25 protein-coding genes, 18 tRNA genes and 1 pseudogene are annotated in these 26,292 nt (G+C 62.4%); 14 read left to right on the forward strand and 30 right to left on the reverse strand.

Annotated elements, in window-relative coordinates; genetic code table 11:
* Positions 1-66: 66 nt before the first annotated feature.
* The 5 genes from JQ575_RS00155 to JQ575_RS00175 form a co-directional block, all read right to left on the reverse strand.
* Complete coding sequence (locus JQ575_RS00155; protein WP_212031277.1) at positions 67-414, reverse strand: hypothetical protein; 348 nt, start codon at positions 412-414, stop codon at positions 67-69.
* 106 nt (positions 415-520) lie between these two features.
* Positions 521-1,807, reverse strand: a complete 1,287-nt coding sequence (locus JQ575_RS00160; RefSeq protein WP_249166350.1) for a site-specific integrase — start codon at positions 1,805-1,807, stop codon at positions 521-523.
* A gap of 322 nt (positions 1,808-2,129) precedes the next feature.
* Positions 2,130-2,205 (reverse strand) — tRNA-Trp (locus JQ575_RS00165).
* 165 nt (positions 2,206-2,370) lie between these two features.
* A tRNA-Gln gene (locus JQ575_RS00170) sits at positions 2,371-2,448 on the reverse strand.
* 4 nt (positions 2,449-2,452) lie between these two features.
* Positions 2,453-2,529, reverse strand: a tRNA-Glu gene (locus tag JQ575_RS00175).
* Between JQ575_RS00175 and JQ575_RS00180 the strand changes: the two genes are divergently transcribed.
* Positions 2,495-2,848, forward strand: a complete 354-nt coding sequence (locus JQ575_RS00180) for a hypothetical protein (protein WP_212031279.1) — start codon at positions 2,495-2,497, stop codon at positions 2,846-2,848. The genes JQ575_RS00175 and JQ575_RS00180 overlap by 35 nt on opposite strands.
* A 1-nt stretch (position 2,849) precedes the next feature.
* On the opposite strand, the gene JQ575_RS00185 is transcribed toward JQ575_RS00180, so the two are convergent.
* The 17 genes from JQ575_RS00185 to JQ575_RS00265 form a co-directional block, all read right to left on the reverse strand.
* Positions 2,850-2,923 (reverse strand) — tRNA-Gly (locus JQ575_RS00185).
* A gap of 70 nt (positions 2,924-2,993) precedes the next feature.
* Positions 2,994-3,072: transfer RNA gene (locus JQ575_RS00190), tRNA-Pro, on the reverse strand.
* Between the two features lie 7 nt (positions 3,073-3,079).
* Positions 3,080-3,158 (reverse strand) — tRNA-Arg (locus tag JQ575_RS00195).
* A gap of 28 nt (positions 3,159-3,186) precedes the next feature.
* Positions 3,187-3,262 (reverse strand) — tRNA-Asn (locus JQ575_RS00200).
* A gap of 191 nt (positions 3,263-3,453) precedes the next feature.
* A tRNA-Gly gene (locus tag JQ575_RS00205) sits at positions 3,454-3,527 on the reverse strand.
* 34 nt (positions 3,528-3,561) lie between these two features.
* Positions 3,562-3,646 (reverse strand) — tRNA-Tyr (locus tag JQ575_RS00210).
* A gap of 71 nt (positions 3,647-3,717) precedes the next feature.
* Positions 3,718-3,793 (reverse strand) — tRNA-Arg (locus JQ575_RS00215).
* A 24-nt stretch (positions 3,794-3,817) separates the two neighbouring features.
* Positions 3,818-4,354, reverse strand: coding sequence for an HNH endonuclease (locus JQ575_RS00220; protein ID WP_212031280.1), 537 nt, complete (start codon positions 4,352-4,354; stop codon positions 3,818-3,820).
* A gap of 55 nt (positions 4,355-4,409) precedes the next feature.
* A tRNA-Asp gene (locus JQ575_RS00225) sits at positions 4,410-4,485 on the reverse strand.
* A 28-nt stretch (positions 4,486-4,513) separates the two neighbouring features.
* A tRNA-Leu gene (locus JQ575_RS00230) sits at positions 4,514-4,596 on the reverse strand.
* A 215-nt stretch (positions 4,597-4,811) separates the two neighbouring features.
* A tRNA-Lys gene (locus tag JQ575_RS00235) sits at positions 4,812-4,897 on the reverse strand.
* Positions 4,898-5,088: 191 nt separating this feature from the next.
* Positions 5,089-5,162: transfer RNA gene (locus JQ575_RS00240), tRNA-Ile, on the reverse strand.
* Between the two features lie 6 nt (positions 5,163-5,168).
* Positions 5,169-5,243: transfer RNA gene (locus JQ575_RS00245), tRNA-Val, on the reverse strand.
* Positions 5,244-5,248: 5 nt separating this feature from the next.
* Positions 5,249-5,323 (reverse strand) — tRNA-Val (locus tag JQ575_RS00250).
* Positions 5,324-5,327: 4 nt separating this feature from the next.
* Positions 5,328-5,412: transfer RNA gene (locus tag JQ575_RS00255), tRNA-Leu, on the reverse strand.
* Positions 5,413-5,441: 29 nt separating this feature from the next.
* Positions 5,442-5,516 (reverse strand) — tRNA-Thr (locus JQ575_RS00260).
* Positions 5,517-5,673: 157 nt separating this feature from the next.
* Positions 5,674-5,868, reverse strand: coding sequence for a hypothetical protein (locus JQ575_RS00265; protein ID WP_212031281.1), 195 nt, complete (start codon positions 5,866-5,868; stop codon positions 5,674-5,676).
* Positions 5,869-6,335: 467 nt separating this feature from the next.
* Here JQ575_RS00265 and JQ575_RS00270 point away from each other — a divergent pair, with 467 nt between their 5' ends.
* Together JQ575_RS00270 and JQ575_RS00275 are read left to right on the forward strand one after the other, a co-directional pair.
* Entirely contained in the window at positions 6,336-6,719 is a 384-nt protein-coding gene (locus JQ575_RS00270; RefSeq protein ID WP_212031282.1) for a nuclear transport factor 2 family protein, read from the forward strand.
* A 24-nt stretch (positions 6,720-6,743) separates the two neighbouring features.
* Positions 6,744-7,976, forward strand: a complete 1,233-nt coding sequence (locus JQ575_RS00275) for a Zn-dependent hydrolase (RefSeq protein ID WP_212031283.1) — start codon at positions 6,744-6,746, stop codon at positions 7,974-7,976.
* Positions 7,977-8,157: 181 nt separating this feature from the next.
* Here JQ575_RS00275 and JQ575_RS00280 read toward each other — a convergent pair whose 3' ends face one another.
* A complete protein-coding gene (locus JQ575_RS00280; protein WP_212031284.1) occupies positions 8,158-8,931 on the reverse strand; it encodes an outer membrane protein in 774 nt (257 codons plus the stop codon).
* A gap of 277 nt (positions 8,932-9,208) precedes the next feature.
* Here JQ575_RS00280 and JQ575_RS00285 point away from each other — a divergent pair, with 277 nt between their 5' ends.
* The 3 genes from JQ575_RS00285 (at position 9,209) to JQ575_RS00295 (ending at position 12,280) form a co-directional block, all read left to right on the forward strand.
* Positions 9,209-10,246 (forward strand): PrsW family glutamic-type intramembrane protease, encoded by a 1,038-nt coding sequence (locus JQ575_RS00285; protein WP_212031285.1) that lies wholly within the window; start codon positions 9,209-9,211, stop codon positions 10,244-10,246.
* A 109-nt stretch (positions 10,247-10,355) separates the two neighbouring features.
* A complete protein-coding gene (locus JQ575_RS00290; protein ID WP_212031286.1) occupies positions 10,356-10,943 on the forward strand; it encodes an HdeD family acid-resistance protein in 588 nt (195 codons plus the stop codon).
* A 251-nt stretch (positions 10,944-11,194) separates the two neighbouring features.
* Positions 11,195-12,280 (forward strand): 3-deoxy-7-phosphoheptulonate synthase, encoded by a 1,086-nt coding sequence (locus tag JQ575_RS00295; protein ID WP_212031287.1) that lies wholly within the window; start codon positions 11,195-11,197, stop codon positions 12,278-12,280.
* 113 nt (positions 12,281-12,393) lie between these two features.
* Here the strand turns inward: JQ575_RS00295 and JQ575_RS00300 are convergent, their stop codons facing one another.
* Genes JQ575_RS00300 through epmA form a run of 4 tightly spaced genes read right to left on the reverse strand, consistent with a single transcriptional unit; the run spans position 12,394 to position 15,016 of the window.
* Positions 12,394-12,636, reverse strand: a complete 243-nt coding sequence (locus JQ575_RS00300) for a hypothetical protein (RefSeq protein ID WP_212031288.1) — start codon at positions 12,634-12,636, stop codon at positions 12,394-12,396.
* A gap of 25 nt (positions 12,637-12,661) precedes the next feature.
* Positions 12,662-12,868, reverse strand: a complete 207-nt coding sequence (locus tag JQ575_RS00305) for a hypothetical protein (RefSeq protein ID WP_212031604.1) — start codon at positions 12,866-12,868, stop codon at positions 12,662-12,664.
* A gap of 7 nt (positions 12,869-12,875) precedes the next feature.
* Positions 12,876-13,967 (reverse strand): lysine-2,3-aminomutase-like protein, encoded by a 1,092-nt coding sequence (locus JQ575_RS00310; protein ID WP_212031289.1) that lies wholly within the window; start codon positions 13,965-13,967, stop codon positions 12,876-12,878.
* A complete protein-coding gene (epmA, locus tag JQ575_RS00315) occupies positions 13,964-15,016 on the reverse strand; it encodes an EF-P lysine aminoacylase EpmA (protein ID WP_212031290.1) in 1,053 nt (350 codons plus the stop codon). Before epmA ends, JQ575_RS00310 begins: the two co-directional genes overlap by 4 nt.
* Before the next feature lie 249 nt (positions 15,017-15,265).
* Between epmA and JQ575_RS00320 the strand changes: the two genes are divergently transcribed.
* From JQ575_RS00320 to JQ575_RS00330, 3 genes are all read left to right on the forward strand, one after another.
* Entirely contained in the window at positions 15,266-16,042 is a 777-nt protein-coding gene (locus tag JQ575_RS00320) for a hypothetical protein (RefSeq protein WP_212031291.1), read from the forward strand.
* Positions 16,043-16,206: 164 nt separating this feature from the next.
* Entirely contained in the window at positions 16,207-16,773 is a 567-nt protein-coding gene (gene efp / locus JQ575_RS00325) for an elongation factor P (protein WP_192735762.1), read from the forward strand.
* Positions 16,774-16,837: 64 nt separating this feature from the next.
* Positions 16,838-18,415: a M23 family peptidase gene (locus tag JQ575_RS00330; protein WP_249166351.1), complete on the forward strand. Its 1,578-nt coding sequence runs from the start codon at positions 16,838-16,840 to the stop codon at positions 18,413-18,415.
* 13 nt (positions 18,416-18,428) lie between these two features.
* Here the strand turns inward: JQ575_RS00330 and JQ575_RS00335 are convergent.
* A pseudogene (locus tag JQ575_RS00335) lies at positions 18,429-18,878 on the reverse strand (carboxymuconolactone decarboxylase family protein); the annotation flags it as partial.
* Positions 18,879-19,099: 221 nt separating this feature from the next.
* Between JQ575_RS00335 and JQ575_RS00340 the strand changes: the two are divergent.
* Both JQ575_RS00340 and JQ575_RS00345 read left to right on the forward strand, forming a co-directional pair.
* Positions 19,100-19,558 (forward strand): MarR family winged helix-turn-helix transcriptional regulator, encoded by a 459-nt coding sequence (locus JQ575_RS00340; RefSeq protein WP_212031585.1) that lies wholly within the window; start codon positions 19,100-19,102, stop codon positions 19,556-19,558.
* A 99-nt stretch (positions 19,559-19,657) separates the two neighbouring features.
* Positions 19,658-20,896 carry a lytic murein transglycosylase gene (locus tag JQ575_RS00345; protein WP_212031293.1) on the forward strand — a complete coding sequence of 413 codons (1,239 nt, stop codon included), beginning with the start codon at positions 19,658-19,660 and terminating at the stop codon, positions 20,894-20,896.
* Here JQ575_RS00345 and JQ575_RS00350 read toward each other — a convergent pair.
* Positions 20,893-21,711, reverse strand: a complete 819-nt coding sequence (locus JQ575_RS00350) for a glucose 1-dehydrogenase (protein ID WP_212031294.1) — start codon at positions 21,709-21,711, stop codon at positions 20,893-20,895. The genes JQ575_RS00345 and JQ575_RS00350 overlap by 4 nt on opposite strands.
* Positions 21,712-21,759: 48 nt before the next feature.
* Positions 21,760-23,601 (reverse strand): single-stranded-DNA-specific exonuclease RecJ, encoded by a 1,842-nt coding sequence (gene recJ / locus JQ575_RS00355; protein ID WP_212031295.1) that lies wholly within the window; start codon positions 23,599-23,601, stop codon positions 21,760-21,762.
* An 806-nt stretch (positions 23,602-24,407) separates the two neighbouring features.
* Between recJ and JQ575_RS00360 the strand changes: the two genes are divergently transcribed.
* The 3 genes from JQ575_RS00360 to JQ575_RS00370 all read left to right on the forward strand — a co-directional run bounded on the left by JQ575_RS00360 (position 24,408) and on the right by JQ575_RS00370 (position 26,239).
* Positions 24,408-24,620 (forward strand): dodecin, encoded by a 213-nt coding sequence (locus JQ575_RS00360; protein ID WP_212031296.1) that lies wholly within the window; start codon positions 24,408-24,410, stop codon positions 24,618-24,620.
* Between the two features lie 108 nt (positions 24,621-24,728).
* Positions 24,729-25,340: a GNAT family N-acetyltransferase gene (locus JQ575_RS00365; RefSeq protein WP_212031297.1), complete on the forward strand. Its 612-nt coding sequence runs from the start codon at positions 24,729-24,731 to the stop codon at positions 25,338-25,340.
* A 23-nt stretch (positions 25,341-25,363) separates the two neighbouring features.
* Entirely contained in the window at positions 25,364-26,239 is an 876-nt protein-coding gene (locus JQ575_RS00370; protein ID WP_212031298.1) for an ornithine carbamoyltransferase, read from the forward strand.
* Positions 26,240-26,292: the final 53 nt, after the last annotated feature.

Genomic DNA, 26,292 nt, shown 5'->3' on the forward strand with positions numbered 1-26,292 from the left:
GGAATTCAGAATAATAATTGAGCAGAAAATCGCTGCTTAAGAATAGACGGGAGATTGTTGCGCAAGTTAGTCACGCCCACCCCGCCCAAGCCTGTCGAGCATGGGGCCAACCAATTCGCCGCCCGCCGTGATCCCCGTTGAGATAAAGGGAATCTTAACTTCGCGACCATCGCTTGATCGACCGAGTGTGATAAAGGCGGGCGCCCAGACGGTCTCGCCTTTGAGCAACTCCTTGCCCCTCCGATGCATTGCCTGAAGGCTTTTGCTGGCATAGCGAACATCAACGGTCACGGCGTTTAGGACTTCGGCCAGTTCATCGCACGCTTTCGACACGCTCAACACTAGCCTTCGTGCTCTCCCGTCCTTCATGGCCCTTCGTTCTTCTATATCCAGATGGACCGCGATATAGCTCATGGGATGAATTCTTTCTGGCGCGCCCGCCCCTCTAACCGGCTCGCCAGTTGCTATTCGGGCCACCTCCGCTCCCACCCGCTCCGCGCCGTATTTTGCATACAGCCGCTTAAGAGATTTCAGATCTCGTTCCGAAAAGGCAGGCGGGCTCTTTGAGTCGAATTGCCTCCGCCTTGGGCGCTACATCAAAACGCGGCGCACCGGCCCTGATGGCATCGGCCACATATGACGGTGCTAGGTGACCATAATGCTTTTCAACCATCTTCGTTGTCGAATGCCCGAGGTTCTTCGCCACAACCATCAACGGCACGCGGTTCATTACAGCATGAGACGCCCAAGTGTGTCGAAGGACGTGGAAATTCGCGGGCTTTATCTTTGCCAATTCGCAGGCTTCAGCGATGGGATCTTTCTGATGGTCGCGGGCCCATGCCTGATGATTGTCTTTCAGAAACATCAGCTCATGCCCCGGCCGATCCTGGGCGACCGACGCAAAGAAAGCCGCTCCCTCTGCTGTCAGAACAATATGGCGCGGCTCGTCGCTTTTCGACTGTCGAACGGCAATGGTCCCGCTGTCCGCGTTAAAATCAGCCACCGTGAGCGCGCACAATTCGCCATATCGCGCCCCGGTTTCCAAAGCACCCCGCGCCAGCCGCCGAAATGCCGGCAAGCACGCGGCCAATAGTCGCTTCGCTTCATCAAGTGTGAGATACCGAACGCGCGCCGAATCCACGCCCTCGAACGGCTTGACGCGGCGCCACGCCGCATCAGACGGGATCGCCTTGGGCCGATCGTGCGCGGCGAGATTCAGGGCGGCCTTCAATATCGTAAGAACCCGGTTCGCGGACGATTTCCGGCGGCGCTCGTTTTCCGGATCGTTGGTAGACTTGAATTGCTGTTCCTCGCCCTTTTTTGTTCGGACACGGGCTGGCGCCTTGGCCAGGTTCGCAAGCCACGCGCGCCCCTGCTCCGGGGTCAAGGCGTTGATCTCGATCGGCCCGAGCACCGGCAGAATGAAGGCGTCGGCCGCATAGCGCGCCTCCTTCGCCGATCGGCTGCGCTTGGAGCCCAGATATGTGATGTAGGCCTCGATCGCGTCCCTGACGGTGAGCGGTTCGGTTTTCCCGGCTGCGGTGTGAGCCCGCGCCACCATGCGAGCCCGAGCGAGCGTTTGTGCTTGCGGAAAACTCAGAATTGCCACGCCATCCGCGTCGGAGAAGTCGTCGGCTGTGGCGATTGTCTCGACCTTGTACGTTTGATCGCCGACATAATGCCGCGCCAGCCACTTACCGGCCCCGCTGAGTGGCTTCCGGTAGCCTAGGTGCAGTCCTGGCTCCAGACCGCGCCAATACGGCTTGCCGCGCGCCTTGAGCCTGCTGCGGGCCGTGCGGCTGTCCAACAAGGCATCTTTTACTGTGCGGGCCACAACACCTCACTTGGACACCCTGTCCAACAGATGTCTAATATATGCGGAGGTACGCCCATAGGCAACCATGCACGTATATGACGCAAAGCATTGATGTATTTGACACGCGCTATACACGCGTAGACGAGCATAGACCCCTTATCAACCCTTTCACGGTGGAGAGAGCGGTTCGATTCCGCTAGGGAGCGCCATCCCGTTTTTCGGCCATTGAAATCACAGGAAGCCGTGGGCGCCTACCGCGCGCAAACTCATTCATTTCTGGGCACGGCAATCATTCCTCACTGCCGCGGAAAAATGGCGGGAGAACCAGGCCTCGAACCTGGAACCTCTGGTTTTGGAGACCAGCGCTCGTCCAATTGAGCTTCACTCCCCAGCTTGGTCCCGACCCACAGTGCTGCCCCGTGTTTTCCTGCTCCACAGGCAAGCGTCCTAGCTGATAGACGAGGTCGGAAGTAGATGGTCGCTCGTAACGGTTTCGAACCGTCCTGTACGCCGTTATGAGCAGAAAACCCTCCCGAGAGGCCGAGCGATGGATTTGGTGAGCGCGGCCGGATTCGAACCAGCGGTCACCGGAATCAAAATCCGGCGCCTTGGACCAACTTGGCGACGCGCCCGCAATGGCGCTCCCTACCGGATTCGAACCGGTGATTTTCACCGTGAATGGGTGTTATCCTGGACCGCCAGACGAAGGGAGCGGCTACGGTGATAAAGAAAGCGAAGAAGACCAAAAGGGTGATCGCGAAAAAGTGGAAATCGAAATCGGTAAAGAAACGACCGCTAACGCAACGGGAAAAGTCGGTCGCGGCACGGCTTGATGAGCTTGGTGTCACCCATGAAGCCGCCGCACAAATGCTTGAGATAACCTCGGAGATCGACCGGCTATTCGGAGCCGGACCCAAGCTGCAACTGAACCGAAGGCTGACCGCAGCGCGAATCGCATTCGAAGATGGGATCCTCAACTCGAACAGTATCAAGGACAGCCTCGCGGCAGCCAGGAAGGTGGCTGACTTGTGATTGGCGCGGGCTGCCGGACTCGAACCGACTTTGCCTGACTGGAAACCAGGTGATCAGCCTATGACCCAAGCCCGCGTTGAAAGGACCAGCGTGCGCGTGTCGCTATTCTGACGCGCTACGCGAGCGCCCCGGCTAGTCGATGATGTGGTCAGTCTGGCTGGATTCGAACCAGCGATCCCCTGCTTCCAAGGCAGGTAGGGACGACTAGGCTCCCCTACAGACTGTCAACTTTGGCCGACCTGGAGGGACTCGAACCCCCGCCCTCCGCGTTCGTAGCGCGGCGCTCTGAATCCAACTGAGCTACAGGTCAATGATGGTAATCGGCCGACAAACGGCATTGGCTCCCGCCCACGGTTTCGAACCGCGCTACCCCGGTTAACAGCCGGGCGCCCTCACCGAGATGGCTCGGCGGGAATGAGGTGGTGGAGAGTGCCGGTACCGCCCCGGCCGCTTCGATCTTGCAAGGATCAAATGCGCCCTTGTGCACTCCCCGTGATGGTGTCCAGAGTCAGTGCCGCCCTGACCTCCTCGGCGTTTCAAGCCGATGCTTTCACTGGATTAGCTTTCTGGACCGCGAATTGCGCGACGCGCGCAGTCTCGCAAGATGGCGCGGACCAGCGGAATCGAACCGCTATCAATGCGCGGGCAGCGCATGGCACTCCCAATATACCAGGTCCGCGAGTTTAGACGGCTGTTCGCAATCAGCCGAAGGATGGTGGGTAACCGCGGAATTGAACCGCGCATGCGCAAAGGCGCAGGCTTTACAGGCCCGCTCAGTCACCAGACTTGGCGTTACCCAGTGTCTCGAAGGCCTGCCGTAGAAGCGATGCTGTGCGCCGGCAGGCGCCGCACGTTCTGGACATCAATCATGGCCACCACGATAGGACGCGAACCTGCATCCTCGACCCTCGGATGGTCGCGCTCATCCAGTTGAGCTACGTGGTGATGACCGCCGGCCGTGGCCGGCGGCTATTTCTCGAGTTCGACATCCCAGTAAAGGAAGTCACGCCAGGTCTCGTGCAGGAAGTTCGGCGGGAAAAGGCGCTGCGCAGCCATCAGCTGATGCACCGTGGGCTCGAACGGTTTCCGGCGGGGCTTCTCCAGCCGCCTGTCTTTCCGCATATTGCAGGGGCTGCATGCCGTTGCGATGTTCTCCCATGACGTCACGCCGCCGGCGGCGCGCGGGAGGACATGGTCGAAGGTAAGATCGCTCGGGCGGTGCGAAACGCTGCAATACTGGCAAACGAAGTGATCCCGGAGGAACACGTTGAACCGGGTGAAGGCAACCCTGCTCGGCGGCCGCACATAACAGCGCAGCGCGATCACCGACGGCAATTTCATCTGGATCGACGGGCTCCGGGCGACCTCGTCATACTCAGCGACGACGACGTGAGATCCCTTGACGACCGCCTTGATGGCGTCTTCCCAGCCGAACAGGCTGAGCGGGAAATAACTGAGCGGCTGAAAATCCGCGTTGAGCACGAGCGCGGAGCAATTCTGGAACATGAAGACCTCCTCGCGTTGATGCTGATGGCGGAATTCTTTCAAGGTAAATTCGCAGTGGCGCCCCTGACGAGAATCGAACTCGTCAAAACTCGATCGACAGTCGAGCCCCGTCGCCAGCTGGGTCCAGGAGCAAATTGAGCGCAGTTTGAGTTCTGCAAATGGTGCGGCCGCCGAGACTCGAACTCGGATGCACAAGGCGCGCGCCCCTCAAGCGCGGGTGTCTACCGTTCCACCACGGCCGCAGGATTGATCTTGTGTGATCTTGACCCGGTCAGGAGTCTTTTTCCAAGTGGAGGGCCTTCTTGGGACCACGCTTCGCCTTCAAGCCCCGCGTGGCTGCGCCACGCGTAGCAGGAAGGGGCGTGTGCTTGCCAAGCCGTAGCTCGCGGGGCCGCGCCCGCCTTCGCCTAAGTGAGGCTTCGGCGCGGCAGCCTTCACTCACTTCGCGAGCGAAGGCTGGAGGACCAGGTCGGACTCGAACCGACGGTGACTCGCGTCGACGGATTAAGAATCCGCTCCCTTGGCCGCTGGGGGCACTGGTCCTTGATTGGAGGATCCGGGTGGTTTCGAACCACTTGCGAACGGCTTAAAAGGCCGCTCCATCTCCAGTCAGGTTTAACGCTCCGGATCCATCCTTGTGATGGTTTGCGGCGGTTTCGCAGAACGTGCCTCGATGGCATCGCTGCGTTCCGTCAAAGGCGCAAAGACAATGGTCATGTCGGCTTCCGTTCGATTGGTGCTCCAGTCAGGAATCGAACCTGCATCAACCGCTTATCGAGCGGTCGCACTGCCATTGTGCTACAAGAGCGTGAATTGGTGCGCCTTCACGGAATCGAACCGCGGACAACCGCCATGTCGCGGCGGTACTCTGCCACTGAGCTAAAAGCGCATGATTGGTGCCCCCGGCTCGGATCGAACGAGCGTATGTCGGTGCGTAAAACCGATGCCTTACCGCTTGGCTACGGGAGCGTAATGGTGCGAGCGGAGGGAATTGAACCCCCACGGGCAAGCCCGTCGCAGTCTGAGTGCGGTGCGTCTACCAGTTTCGCCACGCTCGCGTTACGTATTGAAGATCACACTCGATGATTGGCGCTGACGGGAGGGCTCGAGTCTCCGCGCTTCGGTTTACAAAACCGCTGCTCTCCATCTGAGCTACGCCAGCCCTGGAAATCTACAAACGGCCGGGACTACCCCGGCCAATAGAAATTGCTTCGCTGCCCTGAAACCACCGTTTGCCGCCCCACCAAAGGGGACCAGTACCGGATCAGCGGGCCATCTTATGTCCTTGCAGGGACGGCCACCCTGAATTTGAAATCGCTTCAAGCGTGCTCACGATGCCGGCAATTGTCCGCCGGCTGCGCTCGGTTGATGTAATCGAGATAGACTTGCTCGGCCTCGGCCTCGGAAATGCCCCGGCGCTGCGTCACGATGCGCACGAAGGCATGCGCCACCGGCGAGGACAAAATCCTCTGGCGGTCACGGTCCTCGAGTCCTGTGCTGCTGTCGCGGGTCATCTTCGCTCTCTGCCTTGAGGCAGAGGGTAGATTCCCGCTGCCGATTTACGTTCTTGCTGCCCTGGTGGTCCCGAGATTTTCGGGCGCCAGATAGCTCGGACCTTGCTTCGCCACGCACATGCGCGACCAATCGCACGGCCGAATAAACGGCAGCGCGGCGGCGGCTTTCGCGACGATATGTGAGCGCAGGCTCAACATGGCTTCGGTCCTTAAGAGCGCCGGCGGATTCCGGCGAAGGGGCGTTGGTATGCGCAGAAGATTTAAAATTCGTCAAGAGATCCGAGCAAACAATTTTCTGAACGACAGTTCGTGTGTCGGATCATTCCGCCGCGTCGGGTGCGGGACAACCGCCTCAAGATAATGGAGATTTGACTCGTTCGCGCCGGTTCGCTCTGCTGCAGCAGGTGACTGAAAAAAATCATCAGCCGGTACGTCTTCCCACTCGGGATTGTTGGAGCGTGAACAAAATGGCGCCCTCCTCCACCGAACGCGATGAGCTGTTCAAAGGCTTCGCACGCGCCCTGTTCAAGGGCGACATGGTTGCGCTCTACTCCGTAGTGACGCCTGACTTTCTCTGGACGTTTCACGACGGTCTGGCGGCGACCAAAACACTCGCCGGCGCCGCCGCCATTGCCGAACATCTCGCCGAGCAAAAGGCCCTGTTCTCAGCGCAACGCTTCCATGACGTGGCCTATCATCACGCCGGTGATATGACCTTCATGACGTTCCGCGTCAGCGAAACCGTGCGCGCCACCGGCGAGCAGCGCGAACAACGCGGCGTCGAGTGTTATACGTTTCGCGATGGAAGGCTCGCGACCAAGGATGTTTATCGCAAGCCGGCCGGCCCCTGACTGCCCATCAAGGAGAGGCACCTGATGCCCGAAAAGACCCTGCCCTTCGACGGCGCCCGCGTCCTCGCCGACCTCAATACGCTGCGTGGCATCGGCGCCCACAAGACCGGCGTCCACAAGCCGACCTTCTCGGAGCCGCATATGCGCTCGCTGGAATGGCTGGTGCAGCGGCTCCCCGAGGCGGGACTGGCGGCCGAGATCGACGGCATCGGCAATGTGCTGGGCACCAGCACGAAACCGGGCCCGAAGCTGTTGGCGGGCTCACATCTCGAAAGCCAGAATTACGCGGGCTGGCTCGATGGTCCGCTGGGTGTCATCTATGCGCTGGAAGCCGCCCGCGTCATCAATCCGGATCCGAACATCAAGGGCGCCGTCGAGGTCGCATCCTGGTGCGATGAGGAAGGCCATTTCGGCAGTTTCCTCGGCAGCCGTTCCTATGTCGGCGCTCTTACCGAGGCTGACGTCGACGCCGCGCGCGACCGCAACAGCGATCGCACCATGCGCGAGGCGCTACGCGAAGTCGGCCTCGCCGGCCGCCCGCGCGCCATCGCCGACCGCGGGCGCCACATCGGATATCTCGAGGCACATATCGAACAGGGTCAGACCCTCGAGGGCGGCGCGCTCAATATCGGCGTCGTCACCTCCATCGTCGGTATCTGGCAATACCGAATCACATTCACCGGCGAGCAAAACCACGCCGGCACGACGCGGATGGCCGTGCGCAAGGACGCCGGCCTCGCGCTAGCAAAATTCTGCGTCGATATCGACGAACGGTTTCCGAAAGCCTCCGGGCAGCGCACGGTTTGGACCACCGGCTCGATCAGGCTTGATCCGGGTGCGCCGAGCATCATCCCGGGATCCGCGGAAATGCTGTTCCAGATACGCGACGACGACCCCGATGTGATCGATCGCCTGGAGGATTTACTCCGAAGCATGGCCGCCGATGTCAGCGCGCGCGGCCCCTGCACGGTTGCGGTGGAGCGCATTCGCACCGGCGCGCCCGCGATGATGGACGCCTCGTTCCAGCAAGCGATCGAAGCTGCGAGCAAGGCGCTTGCCGGCGGCAGGTCGATCCGCATGCCCAGCGCCGCCGGTCACGACGCCCAGATTCTCTCGACCATCATGCCATCAGGCATGCTGTTCGTGCCCTCGATCGGCGGCATCAGCCATCACTGGACCGAGAACACTGATGACGCCGACATCGTCACCGGCGCCGCGGTGTTTGTCGACGCCTGCCGGCGCCTCTTGGCGGGCTAAGCACGCCTACGCTCGTCGCGCCTGCAGGTCGAAATCGGCCTCGCTACGCGCCAAGCCGATTGCACGACGGTCATCTCGGTGCGTCTGCTCTCGCACAAAAAAAAGCCCCGGACGATGCCGGGGCTTTTAATTAGTCTCGGGAAGAACTCAGTACCTGGTACCAGGCTCAGTCCTCGAAAGCTCAGTACCTTGCGACGACCGGGCCACCCCAGTTGAACTTGTAGTTCACGCCAACCAGTGCCGTGGAAACTTCCAGCTTCGTGCTGACACGGTCCGGGAATGCCCCGATGACGGGCGTCGTGAAATCGACGCTCTTGCGACCGAAATCCATGTAGTTGTATTCGCCGAACACCGACCAGCCCGGAGCGAACATCCATTCGAGGCCACCACCGATGGTCCAGCCACTGCGGTTGACGCCAAGCGCGTTTTCGGAAACCAGCACGCCACCCGGCTGGAAGATTGTATAGTCAGACCGGGTCCAAGCGCCACCGCCCTTGATGTAGCCGAGCAACTGGGGCGTGAACAGATAACCCAGCCGGCCCGTTACCGTGAAGATATCCTTGGTTACAACATCCGACCGGAAGGTCGGGAAGGCCGTCAGGAAATGCGAGCTGTCGATGCGCGCGTAGTCGTACATGCCTTGGATGCCGAGCACCCAATTGCCCGCAAACTGGTAGTCGCAACCGATCTGAGCGCCGCCGACAAAGTCACTGCCATCGCTTGAACCGTAATTGCTCGCAACTAGGGTTATTGGATTGGTGAGGACGGCGGTGCGATCCTGCGAGGTTCGTGCCCAGCCGCCGCCGATGTTGCCGCCGATGTAGCAGCCGGTCCAGTTGTACACCACGACCGGAGCCGGAGGCGGCGCCTTGGCGTAACGGGGAGCCATATCGGCCGCGACAGCCGATCCAGTCATTGCAACCGCAGCAAGCATTCCCAGTGCAAATTTCTTCATGTTGATTCCCCTTGGGCCAATATTGCTGCCAATGGTTGTAGAGGAATTAGGCAGTTAATGCTGTGGCGCGGCGGTCACAGTCAGGAGGAAAGAGTCAGGCTCGAAACCCCCTGCTCAACGCCCTTGCCCGCTCCCGCATTGCTGGGAAATCCACCTCCAAACGCTCGGCTTAGCCGGCCCGTACCCCTCGCCTTTTGGCGACAACAAGTCGCGTTTGCCTTCCTTGCAAAGCGCTGAATTTACGGTCATTTTCGATCCATTCGAACAAAGTCCCCAAATGCTCTTGCTGCAATCCCTCCCGACTGTCATCGGCGTCGCCGCGATCGCGCCCGCGTTGCTTTTGCTGTGGCTGGTGATCGCCGCTGACGAGCGCCCCGGCCCGGCCGCCCGGGTGTGGATGGCCTTCGTGCTGGGGGCGGCCAGTATTTCGCTATTGGGAATCGCACGGGCACCGTTTGCCGCGATTCTAGCCGTGCCCGGAAATCCCTGGATGACCCAGGGGCTCCGCTCGGTGTTCGGCGTCGCCGCGCCTGAGGAGATCGTCAAGGTTCTCGTGATTATCGGGGTGTCGTGGAAGCGCCGCACCTATGCCGATCCGATGGACACCGTCGTTTACGGCGCCGCCGCGGGCCTTGGATTCGCAGCCTACGAAAATCTCGCTTACCTGGTGCAGCACGCCGACATGTGGCGATCGCTGGCGGCATTGCGCAGCGTCCTCACCGTGCCATTCCACGGTGCGCTCGGCATTATCGCCGGCGCGTATATCGCGATCGCACGTGCCGGCACGGCACTGGGTGCCAACCGGCACAATCGCGAACTCGCCCGCATCTCGAGCTGGATGCTGGCCTTGTTTGCGCCGGTCGCGCTGCATGCGGCGTTCGATTTTCCGCTGCTGATTCTGCAAAAGCATCCTGATCTCGGCTCCACCACGCGGATGATGCTGGGAACGGCAAGCCTGATCATCGGCTTCAGCTCGATCGGCTTTGCGGCGCGGCTGGTGCGGCGCGTCGGCCGCCATCATGCGCCGCGCACCGAGATTGCGCGCGAGCGGCTGAGCCAGCTGCGGCGGATGTGGGCGCTGCTGGTCGTGGGCGGCGGCGCCGGCTTTGCGGGCGTGTCGTTCCTGCTGACCTCGCTGCATCACTGGTTCATCAATCCGGAACGTAACGCCTCGCTGGTTCTGATCCCGATCGGTTTCACATCGATCCTGATCGGCCTCGCACTGCTGGTCGCGACCACGGCGGTCTACGTCCTTGGCCGTAACCGGATGCGCACGACGTCGGAGGGCTTTTCGTCGGCGAGCGAGGCCGGTTAGCGCGACAGCTACGATGGGACGCGTTTTCCTTGCGCCAATTCCTTGGCCAACCATTCCTGTTCGTTCGAAAACGCTCTAGTATCAGCGCGTGCGTACAGGGAGAGCTGTGATGACCCTTCCCCAAGATAGGCTTCCCAAGGACATCGCCAAATTGCAGTCCGACATGGCTGCCGCCGTGAAGGTGCATTGGAAAGCCTTCCTGTTCGAAGGCATCCTGCTGGCGGTGCTCGGCCTGGCCGCGATGATCGTGCCGCCGCTGGCAAGCCTGGCGGTTGCAATCTTCTTGGGCTGGATGTTCCTGATCAGCGGGATCGCCGGGCTGGTCGTCACCTACTGGGCGCGGCAGATGCCGGGCTTCTGGTGGTCGCTGTTTTCCGCAGCGCTGGCCGTGCTTGCCGGCCTCGTGCTGCTGGCGCGGCCGATGCAGGGCGTGCTGACGCTGACCATCATCGTCGGCGCCTACTTTCTGATCGAAGGCGTCACCACCATCATGTACGCGCTGGAGCATCGCCGCGAATTGTCCGGGCGCTGGTCCTGGCTGCTGGTCTCCGGACTGATGGACATCCTGATCTCGTTCCTGATCATATCAGGCCTTCCCGGCTCGGCGGAATGGGCGATTGGTCTCCTGGTCGGGATCAACCTGGTGCTTGGCGGTGCGTCGCTGGTCGGCATGGCGCTCGCCGCGCGCAAGGCCTGAAACAGGCAGGCGCGGCGCGGCCGCCAATACCCCCGCCGATTGGGGGATGACAAGTCGCGATCCGTGAGCTATAGAGCCGGCCATGATCATGATCGCCGCCAGCAACTATTGGTATTTTAGCTTCGACGGCTCGCTGGCGGTGGGAGGATCACGCGCAATCTGAATAATTGCAGCAAGAAATCCGAACAGCCGCCAAATCCTGGCGGCTTTTTTTATTGGCCGGCAGGTTCTTCAAAACAGGAGCCAGAGCCGTGTTGAGCACCACCGACGATCTTCGAATAAGCGAACTGAAAGAGCTGACGACGCCGCAGGAGGTCATGCGCGAGATACCGCGCACCTTGACCGCCACGCGCATCGTGATGGCGGCGCGCAACGCTATCCACGCGATCCTGAACGGGACCGATGACCGGCTTCTGGTCGTTGTCGGCCCCTGCTCGGTGCACGATCCCGCTGCTGCCGTGGAATACGCCGAACGCCTTGTCGCCCTGCGCGAGCGGCTGGCCGACCGCCTCGAGATCGTGATGCGCGTCTATTTCGAGAAGCCGCGCACGACGGTCGGCTGGAAGGGATTGATCAACGATCCCGGCCTCGACGGCAGCTTCGACATCAACCGGGGCCTGCGTCTCGCCCGCAACGTGCTTTCGGCGGTGAACAATCTTGGTCTGCCGGCCGGCACCGAATTCCTCGACATGACGACGCCGCAATACATCGCCGACCTGGTGGCGTGGGCGGCGATCGGCGCGCGAACCACGGAAAGCCAGATCCATCGCGAGCTCGCGTCCGGACTTTCCTGCGCGGTCGGCTTCAAGAACGGAACCGACGGCAATGTGCGCATCGCGGCCGAGGCCGTGAAATCGGCGTCGCATCCCCACCATTTCATGGCGGTCACCAAGGGCGGACGCTCGGCGATCGCCGCTACGACCGGCAATGATGACTGCCACATCATCCTGCGTGGCGGCAGCAAGCCGAACTATGACGCTGACAGCGTCGATGCCGCTTCGGCCGAACTCACCCGTTCAGGCGTGACACCGCGGATCATGATCGACACCAGCCACGCCAACAGCAGCAAGAAGCCCGAAAACCAGCCTTTGGTTGCGGCCGACATCGCGCAGCAGATATCCGCTGGTGAAACACGCATCACGGGCGTGATGATGGAGAGCAATCTTGTCGCGGGCCGCCAGGATGTCGTGCCGGGCAAGCCGCTCACCTATGGTCAGAGCATCACGGATGGCTGCATCGACTGGGAAACCACGGTGCAGGCGCTCAACGTGCTGGCCGACGCCGTCGAGGCGAGACGGAGCTTGGCGCGCCGGCCGTTCAATGAACGGTCGGCTTAAGAAATCGCACTCGAACAAAACGTTACGGCCAGAGTCTGCTCAAGTCGATTAAGCGGACTCTGGCCGGTCAAGCCGAGGACCATGGTTTTGGGGCGCGGTCTTTGCACCGCCGCCTAGCAGCCGCGGCAGATGCTCTTGATCTTGCGATCCAGCAAAGCATTTTCCTTGCTCAGGGGATCGTTTGGATCGTTCATGTTCTTCGGTTCGGGAACGTCGCCGGCGCGTGGCTGGCGATGACCGATCGGTGCCTGGATCACCGGCTTGTCCGAATTTTTCGGCACCGATGAGCCTTGCGCGAAGACGTCCGGACTACCGGTCAGAACCAGAAGCGCCACCGACAGGAATAATTTTCGCATTAGGTTCTCCCGTTCTCGTTTCTGGTTACCGCGCCGGAACATCGATCGTTCCACAATTGCGACGACCCTGGGCCGCGCAATCCTGCGCTTTTCGTACATCGGCCATGGTGCTGAGCAACCAGATACCGGCTGCAACCAGCACCGCGAAGAAAGCCAGCATTACCGCATTTTCGATCGCACGGTTGCTATCGTCTTCCGGCGGCTTCTGCCCTCCCTTATCCCCGTCCGTCATCGCCGGTTCAAGGCTTCGGCGGATAGAGGTGAACGTCACCGCAATAATCGACGACACGATAACGCGTTTCGGAGGATAGTTCACGTTCCCGGGAATTTGGATGCGACAAATAATGCGGGCCGATCGGTGCCTTGCCGTGGCCGCCGGGAATATCGAGCACGTAATCGGGCTGACATAGCCCGGAAACGCGTCCGCGCAGGCCGCGCATCAGTTCCTGACCACGCTCGATCGTGGTGCGCAGATGCGAGGTACCCGGCGCGAGGTCGCCATGGTGCAGGTAATACGGCTTGATCCGGCATTCGACGAAGGACCGCATCAGGGCTTCCAGCGTCGCCGCATCGTCATTGACACCGCGGAGCAGCACCGACTGGCTCACCAGAGGGATGCCGGCATCGACCAACCGGGCGCAAGCGGCACGGGCTTCCACCGTCAGCTCACGCGGATGATTGGCGTGAACCGCGACCCAGGTCGTGGCGCCACCAACCCTCAACGCTGCGACCATCTCGTCGCTGATGCGCGCGGGAGCCGCGACCGGCACGCGGGTGTGAAGACGGATGATTTTGACGTGATCGATGGCGGCGATGTCGGCCATGATCTCGGCCATCCGTCGCGGCGACAGCATCAGGGGATCGCCGCCGGTCAGGATGACTTCCCAGATCTCGGGATGCTGGCGGATATAGTCGAGCGCGTCACGATAGGCGATGTCCGACAGCGCGGTCGCCTTGCCGGGTCCGACCATCTCGCGGCGAAAACAGAAGCGGCAATATACCGCGCAAACGTGAACCAGTTTGAACAGTACGCGATCCGGATAGCGATGAACGATGCCGGCGACCGGCGAATGGGCGTCATCGCCGATCGGATCGGCGCGCTCGCCGGCCTCCTGCACCAGTTCCAGCGTGCTTGGAACGAACTGCCGCGCGATCGGGTCGTTTGGATCCTCGGTATCGATCAGCGCGGCGATATCGGGCGTCACCGCAATCGCGTAGCGCGCAGCCACCCGTTCGAGATCGGCCAGTTCAGCCGCAGGCGCCAGCCCGCAATCGACGAGTTCCGCCGGTTGCCGCAACGTCGCCGCCAATTTCGGATCGATCCTGTTCATGCTTCTCCCGCCGGTGGTGTCCATACCACCTGATCCACCCTGAGCGCACCGCTTGCCAGCATCACCAGCCGGTCAAAACCGAGCGCGACACCGCTGGCTTGGGGCATCACGGCGACCGCCTGCAGAAAATCCTCGTCGAGCGGATAGCGCTCACCGTAACGCCGCGCTTTCTCGTCCATCGCCTGCGCAAACCGGCGGCGCTGTTCGGCGGCATCGGTCAATTCGCCAAACCCGTTCGCAAGCTCGACGCCGCAGGCGTAGATCTCAAACCGCTCGGCCACGCGCGGATCGGACGCTTTCGCACGCGCCAGCGCCGCCTCCGGCACCGGATACTCAAACAAGACAGTCAAACGACCCTGCCCGAGATTTGGTTCGATATGCTCGACCAGGACCTTGCTGAAGACATCGGACCAGGTGTCGTCGTCCGCAATCCGCACCCGCGATTTTGACGCCTCGGCGAGGGCCCTGCGATCCCCTTCGCCATCCGCGACCGTCGCCAGCAAGTCGATCCCGGCGAACCGCTCGAACGCGGTCGCGACCGTCAGCAGTTCAGGCTCGGCGAAGGGATCGGCGATGCGGCCGCGAAACGAGAATTGCCCGATGCCCGTCGCCTGCGCCGCATGGGCGATGACCACAATCGTGTCGGCCATAATGGCGTCATATGCCGCGTTGGCGCGGTACCATTCCAGCATGGTGAATTCAGGCAAATGAAGATCGCCGCGCTCGCGGTCGCGGAACACGCGTGCAAACTCGAATATCTTGTCTTCGCCCGCCGCGAGCAGTTTCTTGGCCGCGAACTCCGGTGAAGTCCGCAAATAGCGCGGCGCGCGGGTTCCGTCTGCACCGGTCAGTTCGGTCCGGGGCGCGTGCAGATGCGTTTCATTGCCCGGCGAGACCTGCAGGATGCCCGTCTCCGCCTCGGCGAATCCCTGCTCGTCGAACCAAGCCCGCAAGCCCTTCGTGATCGCGGCCCGCGCCATCAGGAACGGCTTCCGGTCGGCGTGCCGCGCCGGCGACCACCATGTCGATGGCTGGTCGATCCCGGCCATCAGCAGCCAGACGGCGCGGCGCGCTCGCCTGCAGCGGCGCGCGAACCGATGAAAACGTTCAAGATACCGCCGGATACCTTTGACACTACACAATTTTCTCCGCTGGAAGGGCAGCCGTGCCGGGAACACCGCGGATACCCCGCTTCCGGTCCGTCTGTCATGTCGAAAGACGCACGTCTTGTCCATTCGCGCGATCGGCGCCGCGAACTTGAAGTTGCGCCCTGAACATCGCGGCCATTGGGGCGTCCAATGGGCAGCAAATTGGAACGGAATGCACGCATGTCTGGCAATTGGTTACGACGAACGGGGCTTTTGCTGGCAGGCATGCTGTTGCTCGTCGTCACCGCGCCAGCGCCCGCCAGCGCTGATGGACCCGGGCCTGAGTTCAAACTGAAGACGGATGCGGATGACATTTTCACCTCACCCGACAGGCAAATTCGGGTTGAGCAATATGGGGCGGATAAGGGCGATGAAGGTTTTCTGTTCCAGTTCTGGACCTTCGACGAGGGGCGTCGACACCCCTCGCTGCTGAATGCCGGCGAAGGCATCGATCTCGCCGGCTACCCCGCAGGCTTCCGGTTCAGTCCGAACAGCCAGTGGCTGGTGCGCATGCAGAAAACCGGTGCCGGTTTCCAGACGCTGTTTCTGTACCGGCGGAACGGATTTCAATTTTCCTCGGCCACGCCGAAGCCTCTGAGCGAGATGGCCTGGGATTATTTCTGGGGCTCGCCGGCAGCCAAAAAGCTGCGTCGCGACCCCAGGGACCGCGATTCGCTCAGTCACGTCTTTGCCGCTCTCGTCAAAGGAATGGACGACAATTACGCTGGGCTGGGCCTGCATTGGCCCGATAGCCGCTACGTCGTGATCAGCCTCTCCTTCGACGCCCAGGGCGAAGACAAGCCGCGGCCCTATATCGAGAACTGGTGGTGCGCCTACGACCTGAAAACAGGGACATTTACGGTGCCCGCCGCCTTTGCCGAGCACAACGCCCAGGCCTTCACGTCCCCACGCCCCAAGCGGAAATAGCCACGGCACCCCTCGATCCGGCCAGCCCGTAACCTGCCGGAACGGGCCGCAAAAGGCTGGTATCTGGAGGGCAAATCAGTATGTTGCAGCCCGAAACCGCCTCAGGCGGCCGCGGGACACAATTGTCCTGACCGGTCGGAGGCCAGAAATTCAGGAAAACCGCCTTGAAAGTCATCGCCAGTTCTATTCGCAAGGGCAACGTCATCGAGCAAGACGGCAAGCTCTATGTGGTTCTGACCGCCGAGAACATCCATCCCGGCAAGGGAACCCCGGTCAGCCAGATCGAAATGCGCCGGATCGGCGACGGCGTGAAGATTTCGGAACGCTACAAGACCACCGACCAGGTCGAGAAGGCCACGATCGAGGATCACAACTTCAACTACCTCTATGAGGACGCCGACGGCTTCCATTTCATGAACGGCGAGACCTACGACCAGGTCCAGGTGTCCAAGGAAATCATCGGTTCTGCGGCGCCCTATCTGCAGGAAAACATGTCGGTGAAGCTTTCGCTGCACGACATGGTTCCGGTGGCGATCCAGATGCCGCAGCGCGCGACGCTGGAAGTTGTCGAAACCGAGCCGGTCACCAAGGGCCAGACCGCGTCTTCGTCCTACAAACCTGCTATCCTTTCCAACGGCGTACGCACCAACGTGCCGCCGCACGTCGGAACGGGAACGCGGATCGTGGTCATGACCGAGGACGGCTCCTACGTCGAGCGCGCCAAGGACTAGGCGCCAGAGTTAGACATCGGGGCATGCGCCGGGGGGCGATGCATTGGGTACGAAGGCTGTCCGCTTGCTGCCCCGTTGGCTGGCAGCCTTCTGTCTGCTTCCCGCCTGCGCCGTCGGCGCTTCGGCGGACGAGTTCCGGACACCTTCGATCTCGGCCATCCGCGTCGAATGGCGCGCGGTGCTGGATCAGCTCCGCTCCGAGATCAATACCCAGCCCGCGCTTGCGTCCGCCTTCACCTTTGCCAGCCAGCGGCGGGTGCCCCGCTGGGACCCGCGCTCGATGCCGGCGCTGGTGCAACTGAACACGATCACTTCCCCCGTCTTCCCCGGGATCGGACGCAGTCCGGTTCCAGTGCTGTTGCCGTTCGACACCGCAAGCTATCTCGATGCCCGCCAGAACGGCGTCCCTGACACCCTGTCGGTATCGCGCTATCAGGCCGACTTCCGCCCGGCCGATCTGTTCCACGCCGGCGCAGCCGGCTACGACGCGATGTTTTCGTTCGAGCCGGGTGCGGGCGACGGCATGCCGCAGCGGACCTACGCCAAGCCGGTCGAGGTGCAGATCACCGGCTCGATCCTGACCTACGACCTCGCCGATCCCCTCGGCGGCAAGGGCGAACCGGTCAAGGCGCTGGCGGCGCAATACCCGGACCTGCGGCGCTTCATCCGCGAAGGCTATGTGCGCTACGCCTTCACGCGCTTCGGCGTTCCCTATGTGGTGTCGATCCAGTGCCTCGACTCGACGCCGCGCCCGCGGCGGCTGGCCTGCCGCGAGGCCTATCCGGTCGCCGAGCGTTTCCTCAAGGCGCTGCGCATCGCCGGCGGTCAGCCGTCGCGGCTGCGCCGGGATATTTCGTCCGAGATTGCCGAGCGGCCGATGGTGCCCTCGCCCGACTTCACCTATCGCCCGAGCGGCGACATCGTCGCCAACAGCGGCGCGCGCAAGCGCGGCGGCCGTGCCGATCTCACCGTCTATTCGCAGATCCGGTTTCCGCTGGAAAAGGCGCCCGCCTTCGCGCGCTCGCAATCCTTCGGCAAACGCAAACCCGACGAACGCGGATATCCCTGGCAGGACAATTTCTGCGAGGCGCGCAGTTTCGAGGTTGGCCAATGCGCTGCCGGTTTCGGCCATCAGGGGCAGGACATCCGTCCCGGCGCGTGCATGGCGCAGAACGGCGAAAGCCCGGGCAGTTGCGATCCGAAGCAGCAGGCGGTTGTCGCGGTTCGCGACGGCGTCCTGATCCGTTCGCTGAAACAGCAGGCGGCGACCCTGCAGGTCAACACCCGCAACGAACATATCCGCTTTCGCTACATGCACATGAATCCGTCCAGCCTTGACTCGGACGGCATCCTCAACGGCCGCCAGGTCGCCGAGGGCGAAAAAATTGGCGTCGCCTCGAACTATCTCGACTTTCCCAACGGCACCTCGCTGCACCTGCATTTCGACGTGCAGGTGTTCACGCGGGACGGCTGGATCTGGGTCAATCCCTACACCACGTTGATCTCGGCCTATGAACGCCTGCTGCGCGGCCGCGGACGCGAGCTCGGCACCGACCCTGTCGCGCCGGCCGCGGTCGCCCACGCCCAGCCGCGAGACGTGATCCGGCCCGACCCGCAGGAAGGTGGCGAGGGCGACAACTAGGACGCGGCCGCTGCCGCGCCGGCGGGGTCCACCGGAAGGCGGCGCCGAACCTGTTCCAGACGTTGATCGAGGCAATCGCCGAGGTGAGATAGGCCAGTTCCTTTTCCGAGAATTCGGCGCTCGCCTGCGCATAGACCTCGTCGCTGACGCCGCCGCTGAGTAGCGTCAACGCTTCCGTCCACGCCAAGGCCGCGCGTTCGCGGGCTGAGAATTGTGGCGCCTCGCGCCACACCACGACGAGGTTGAGCTTGTCGGCTGACATGCCGAGGCTCTCGCTTTGCAGGATGTGATACTGCACGCAAAACGCGCAGCCGTTGATCTGCGAGGCGCGCAGCTTGATCAGTTCGAGCAACTGCTTGTCGATGCCCGCCGCGGCCGCGACCTTGCCGAGCGCCAGCACGACTTCGTAGGCCTCGGGCGCCAGCGCCATGAAATCCTTATATTCCTTGCGGGCATGTGACATGTTCATTGCCTTCTGTTATCAGTGTACTGATTTATTATAAGAGCCCTTATATGGCGCGCAAGATCAGAGCTTCGGTAAAATCCAAACCGCGCGGGCCGCAAAAAACGGCGTCGAAAAAATCCAAAAAATCCGTCGCGGCAGAAAAGCCTGTGCGCCGGAAACCCTCTCGCAAAAACTCTCACCAGCGCCGGAAAAAATCCGGCGCCGATCCTGTGCTCGCGATGATCCGCCCGCCGCCGCCGGGCGAAGGCAAGCGCGGTGAGCAAGGCCACCTCGCCTATTTGCTGCGGCAGGCCCAGGCCGCGACCCGGCTGACGCTGGAGCGGGCGCTCGGCGAACTCGGCGTCACCACGCCGCAATTCGTGGTGCTGACGATGCTGCGGGCCTATCCGGGCTTGTCGGGCGCCGATCTCGCGCGGGTCGCATTGCTGACCCCGCAAACCGTCGGCGTTATCATCCGCAATCTGGAACGCGACGGCGCGATCCGGAAGACCCCGCACCCCATTCACGGCCGGGTGCTGCAGTGGACGCAGACCCGGCGCGGCACTGTCCTGCTCGACAAATGCCGCCGTCACGTCCAGGCGGTGGAGCGGCGGCTGGCGGCCGGACTCTCGGCCTCCGCACAGGCGACGGTCCGGCGCTGGCTCGCAGGGATCGCCGCTGACTTTCAGCAGGCCTAGGCCAGCTATGCGACCTTCTGGAGTTCCGCGTCCGCTCTGCGACGACGGCGCCATGCAAATGCGCTTTGGTGAGCGCACCCTGCCCCGTACAATGCCGCCATGGAACCGTTCGATTCTCTGAGACCGCCGACCCGCCGCGCCCTGCTGCAGGCCGGTATCGGCGCCGCAGCCGGCGTGCTCGTCAGTCCCGTTGCCGCGTTGGCCGCGGCGCCGCCCGGCTTCGATCAGTGGCGCGATACCTTCCGCGCTCGCGCGCTGGCAAAAGGTATATCGGACGCGACCTGGAGCCGCGTGATGGGCCGGATCGAGCCCGACATGTCCGTGTTCCGACAGATGCAGAAGCAGCCGGAATTCCACGAACAGATCTGGCAATACGTCAATCGCCGTGCCTCGGACTGGCGCATCACGTCGGGCAAGGAGGCGCTGCGGAAGAACGAGGCGCTGTTCACGCGGATCGAGCAGGACTTCGGCGTCGAGCGCGGCACGTTGCTGGCGCTGTGGGGCGTTGAATCCGCCTATGGCGATCCCCTGGTGCAGCAGAACCATATGCGCCCGATCTTTCCCTCGCTCGCCGCGCTGGCCTGGAACGAGCCGCGCCGCCGCGCCTATTGGGAAACCGAACTGATCAACGCGCTGAAGATCGTCGACCGCGGCTGGGGCACGCCGGAGGAAATGCGGGGATCCTGGGCCGGTGCGATGGGGCATACCCAGTGGATGCCGGAAGTCTGGCTCAATGTCGGCATGGACTACGACAAGGACGGCCGCGTCTCGCCGTTCGGCAGGCCGGACGATGCGCTGGGCTCGAGCGCGCGCTATCTGGTCAATCGCGGCAAGTATCACCGGGGCGAACACTGGGGTTACGAAGTCCGCGCCGGCGGCGCGTCCGGCAGCGGCAACCGGACCTATGCGGCGTGGACCAGCGCCGGCGTCACCCGCGCCGACGGCAAGCCGTTCCCGCAACCGAATGCGAGCGCGCAATTGTGGGTGCCGGTCGCCGGCGGACCGGCGTTCCTGCTGGGGCCGAATTTCTATGCAGTGCGCAGCTATAATCCGTCGATGAATTACGCGCTTGCGATCTGCCATCTCGGCGACCGCATTCTCGGCGCGCCGCCGTTCATTCATCCCTTCCCGGGCTCCGAACGCGCGCTGACGCTGGCCGAGGTGCAGGAGATGCAGACGCGGCTGACAAAAGCCGGCTTCGACACCGGCGGCACCGACGGCCGCGTCGGCAATGACACCATGAAGGCAGTTCGGGATTACCAGACCAAGATGGGCCTGTTGCCCGCCGATGGCTATGGCGGGCTCAAGGTGTTGGCGCGGCTGCGGCAAGGCGGTTAGCCGGCCGGTGCCGGCCGCACCACCCCGCCTGCGTTCATGCCGCCGTCGATCACGAGCTCCGTCCCGGTCACGTAGCTCGACGCATCGGAGGCGAGATACAAAACGCCTTTCGCGATGTCCATGGCATGACCGGCGCGGGCCAGCGGCGTTGCGAATTTCGCGCGCTCCTCGGGATCGATCGGCGCGTTCTGCCCTTGGCCTGGCGCTCCCGTCGGGATCTTGCCCCAGATCGGCGTGTCGATGATCCCTGGATGCACCGAGTTGACGCGGATGCCGTCGCCGAATGTGGCGCATTCCATCGCGATTGCTTTCGCAAACAACCGGACGCCACCTTTAGTGGCGCAATAGCCGGACAGATTGGCTGAGCCGCGCAGGCCCGCCAGCGAAGACATCATGATGACCGAGCCGCCGCCGGTCTTGCGCATCGCCGGCAGGCAATGCTTCACCGACAGGAACACGCCGTCGAGATTAATCGCGGTCTGCCGCCGCCAGTCCTCGAGCGACATCTCGGTGATCGACGGCACCCCAATGCCGATGCCGGCGTTGGACACCAGCACGTCGAGCCGGCCATAGCGCTTCATCACCTCGGCTACGACTTCGATCCAGCGCGCTTCGCTGGTGACGTCCTGATGCAGGAAGACAGCCTCGTTGCCGGCCTTCTTGATCCCGGCGACAACCTCCGGGCCCCTGAGCTCATCGACATCGGTGACCACGACCGACGCGCCTTCGCGCGCCAGCAATTCGGCGCACGCCGCACCGATGCCGGATGCGCCGCCGGTCACGAGCGCGACTTTTCCCTGAACCTGTCCTGCCATTTTCTGCTCCCGTTTTTGGTTGTTGGTTTTGTCGTCTGGTGGATAAACTTACCTGATCACGGCCGGTCCCTGATCCGGCACAGCAACATCGATCACGCGCAATTGCACGCGCTCGGTGCCTTGATAGCGATCGACCGCGAGCGATCCTGCGACATGCAGCGGCTGGCCGCGATTTTGCGTCAGTGCGTGGCCGAGCTTTTGCCCGACGGACCGGAACGCAATGCCGTTGACGATGACGCCGTCGCCGGACTTGAAACGCACGCGCAGATGCGCCTGTCCCACTTCGTCGGCATACACCAGCTGATGCGCCGGCAGCGCGATCACAGGCTCCGGATTGCCGGCGCCGAACGGCCCGGCGCGGTTCAGGATGCCTGCGAATTCCGGTGTCACGCTGCGGCCGCTGACCGCGCCGTCGATGAACAGCTCGTTTTCGTGACGGGAGCTGGCGACGTCCTCGGCGAGCGCGCTTTCCATAAACGCGCGAAACTCCGCGAGCTTTTCCTTGCGCAGCGTCACACCCGCAGCCATGGCGTGGCCGCCGCCTTTCATCAGCAGTTTTTCCTTCACGGCCTGCCGCACCGCCTTGCCGAGGTCGACGCCCGAAATCGAGCGGCCCGAACCGGTGCCGATGCCGCCCGGCTCCAATGCGATCGCAAACGCCGGCCGCGCGAATTTTTCCTTGAGCCGCGAGGCGACGAGGCCGACGACGCCGGGATGCCAGCCTTCGGAGGCCGTGACGATGACGGACCCCTTGTCCTCGAGCCCGAGCGAAGCCAGCGCCTCGGCTTCGGCCTGCGCTTCCGCCGCCTGCTCGATGATGCGGCGCTCGGAGTTCAGCCGATCGAGCTCGGCGGCGATCCGCGCGGCCTCGGAGATATCGCCTTCCAGCAACAGCCGTACGCCCAGATCAGCCCGGCCGATGCGGCCGCCGGCATTGATGCGCGGCCCCAGCATGAAGCCGAGATGCCAGGCCTCGGGCGGCCCATTGAGCCGCGACACATCCATCAGCGCGGTATGCCCGACATGGTCGCGGCGGCGCATCGCGATCAGGCCCTTGGCGACGAACGCACGGTTGAGCCCGGTCAGCGGCGCGACATCGGCCACCGTGCCGAGCGCCACGTGATGCAGCATTCCCAGCAGATCCGGCTCCGGCCGTTCGCTGTTCCAGAAGCCGCGGCCGCGCAATTCCCTGTTAACGGCGACCAGCGTCACCAGCACAAGCCCGACGGCGGCGAGATAACCGAGGCCCGAAAGATCATCGGCGCGGTTCGGATTCACCAGCGCGTCGACCTCGGGCAATTCGTCGCCGGTCTGGTGATGATCGATGACGACGACGGACATGCCGAGCTTTCGCGCTTCCGCCAGCGGCTCGATGCTGGTGGTGCCGCAATCGACCGTCACCAGCAGCGTCGCGCCGCGACCTGCAAGGGCGCGCACGGCCTCCACATTGGGCCCGTAGCCCTCGAAGATGCGGTCGGGAATATGGATCAAGGGATCGAGCCCGCAATGGCGCAAATGCCAGGTCAGCAGCGCCGCGGAGGTCGCGCCGTCGACGTCGTAATCGCCGAAGATCGCGACCTTCTCGCCACGCGTTGCCGCGTCCGCGATGCGCTTGGCCGCCGTTTCCATCTGCGTCACGGTGTGGGGATCCGGCATCAATTTGCGGATGGTGGGGTCGAGGAAATCCTCGACGGCGTCAATCTCGACATCGCGGCCCGCGATCACCCGCGCCAGCATTTCCGGCAGCTGGTAGCGCTGCACGATCGCCAGCGCCTTCGCCGCGCCCCTGGCATCGAGCCGGTCGCGCCATAATTTGCCGGTCGCCGATTGCGACACGCCGAGGAACGCGGGCGGCAATTCAATGGGCAAAACCGTTGCGGGAGGCGTCATGGGACTTTCGGTCTAGCGGGCCTGGGGTCAGCCCGCCATATCTGCGCAGTTCCGGATTCAATGTCAAAGCAAACAGACGTGCGTCAACGGCTCGCGGCGCAATGCGCCCGAGGTTTGCAGGAAGTTTTGCCCTCTCAATTCAGAGGGCGCAGGGAATGCCGGATGCGCGCTGCACCCGCGGTCTCATGTGCGATTGTGCATAAGAATGCTGCACATGAGCATACAGGGCAGCGGAGAACATCCGACATTCCCTGCGCAATGGCTTTACGGCTTATGACGCGCTCTCCCCGGTGAGACGGCCTCTATTGCCACCGTCGTCCCTCGGAAGCGTTAGCTCCCGAAAGACTTGACGCCGTTACGGGCGCCAGGACCACACGCTTTCGCCGTACGCTTCAGCCGCGACCGTCAATCGCAACGTCAGCGTCCACCGCATCCCCGTCCCTCGTTGTGACGATGGCCAACGCCCCTCTGAGGGGGACGGGATGGCTATTGATGTGCCGGTGATTTGGGGTGGAAGGAAAGAAGAATATTTTTGATTTTCGGAAATATAGGACTTGACAGATTTCCGACTATCAGAAGTGATTTGCCCGTCGGGTTACTTTGTCGCAGTCACCCGTCATTGCGAGCAATGATGGGGGGAGGACGACATCCGAATTAGACCGTTAGATGCGCCTGCATGGGAACCACTCCGGTTGCATCTGGTTATTGTTTGCGAAATCACGACAGCCCTTGTCGTTGTCGCATCGTCGTCTTCGGCCGGGGCGAAGGGATGCATCAAGGGGCGCAATCGGCCGGGAGGCTCCAACATGAAAAATCATGTTTACAAAATCCTTGAAATCGTAGGCTCTTCCCAAACCAGCATTGAGGATGCAATCAGCACGGCAGTCGAACTGGCCGGCAAGACAGTCAGGAACATGGATTGGTTTGAAGTCATCGAAACCCGAGGGCACATCAAGGACGGCAAGATTGCTCACTATCAGGTGGCCCTCAAGATCGGCTTTACGCTGGAAGCGCAATAGGCAGCTGTAGGGCCGTAGGATGGGACGCAGCGCGCAGGATCGGTTTCGTTTGCGGCAGATGGACATGGCCGTTATAGAAAAGCAGAGGTAACCGGACCACTTTCTCGAATGAACGTTCGCCCGTTTCAACCGCGCGACATCGATGCGCTCTATGCGATTTCGCTGGCGACGGGTTTAGCGGGCGGCGATGCATCCTTGCTCTACCGTGACCGGAAGCTGATGGGTCTCATCTATTCAGCACCCTATGCGAACCTGCAACCGGAGCTTTGCCTCGTCGCAGAGGATGAGGCAGGTGTGGCAGGTTTCGTCGTCGGCACGTCAGATACTTCCAGCTGGGAGAGACGGCTTGAACGGGAGTGGTGGCCGCAGCTGCGCCGGCAGTATCCCGCGCCCGATCAGGCGCACATGACCGAATGGTCCCACGATCAACGTCGTGTCTTCATGATCCATCATCCGAAGCCGATACCCGCTGCCGTCGTCCAATCCTATCCTTCGCATCTTCATATGAACCTGTTGCCGCGCCTTCAGGGACACGGGACCGGCTCTCGCATGTTTGAGGCCTGGCTCGCCATGGCGACCGCGCGAGGGATCGGCCGCCTGCATGTTGGCGTGAACCGGCAAAACGTGCGCGCCCTCGGCTTCTGGCATCGCCTTGGCTTTGTCGAACTTGATATCCCCGAGGACCGTGCCGGGCGCACGGTCTGGATGGGACAGGCGTAATTGAAATCCAAAAGCAGCGAACTATGAGCGAGAAAATCCGGGACCTTCTGGCAATCAGCGATCTCTGTGCCTCCGACGCGATGGCGATCATCCAGCGCGCCCAGGACATGGCGGCGTTTTGGCGCGAGCGGCGGATGGTTCAAAGCCTGGCCGGCCGTCGGATAGTGCTCGTGGTAAACGACTCTGGCTGGAGGAACACGACGGCCTTCGACCTCGGCATTCAGGCCATGGGCGGCATTTGCATCCATGCGCCATTGCGGTGGGATACGCGGGAGGATTTGCCGGATCTCGCCGCCTATCTCGACAATTGGTTCGACGGAATTGTAACCCGTGCGCCGGATCTGGCCGTCATGCGAAGTCTTGCACATTCGGCGCGCGCGCCTGTCATCAATGCCCGGACCCGGCAAAACCATCCCTGCGAAACGCTCGGCGATCTGGCCTTTCAGCTCCACCGGCACGGCCGTATCGAGGGGATCAAGGTCGGGGTTGTTGCTCCAAAATCCAATATTCTGGGATCGTGGATCGAGGCCGCGGCGGTGCTGCCGATCAACGTCGTCCAGGTCCATCCCGACAAGTGGCTCGACCGGGACGCTGCGGCTTCCACGCCGCGCTTTCGTGCCAGCGCCGATATGTACGAACTCGCTGATGCCGACCTTGTCGTCACCGATTGCTGGGCGGCCGATGCTGAACCCGAGGCGTTGCTTGATTATCAGGTCACGTCCACCGTGCTGGACAGGCTGCATCCGGAGGCCGACTTCGTGCCCTGCCCTCCGGTATCCCGTGGCAAGGAGGTATCTGCCGACGCGATGACGCATCGGGCATGTCGCGTTATCGAAGCAAAAGCATTCCTGCTCCACGCCCAAAATGCAGTTCTGGAGTGGGCATTCGACGTCTCCTGACGTCAGCACAGATTTCTAGAGCCTTTTCCGTTCCGATGGAAATCGGAACGCGG

Origin of the sequence: Bradyrhizobium sp. JYMT SZCCT0428 (assembly GCF_018131075.1) — a bacterium.
GTDB lineage: Bacteria > Pseudomonadota > Alphaproteobacteria > Rhizobiales > Xanthobacteraceae > Bradyrhizobium.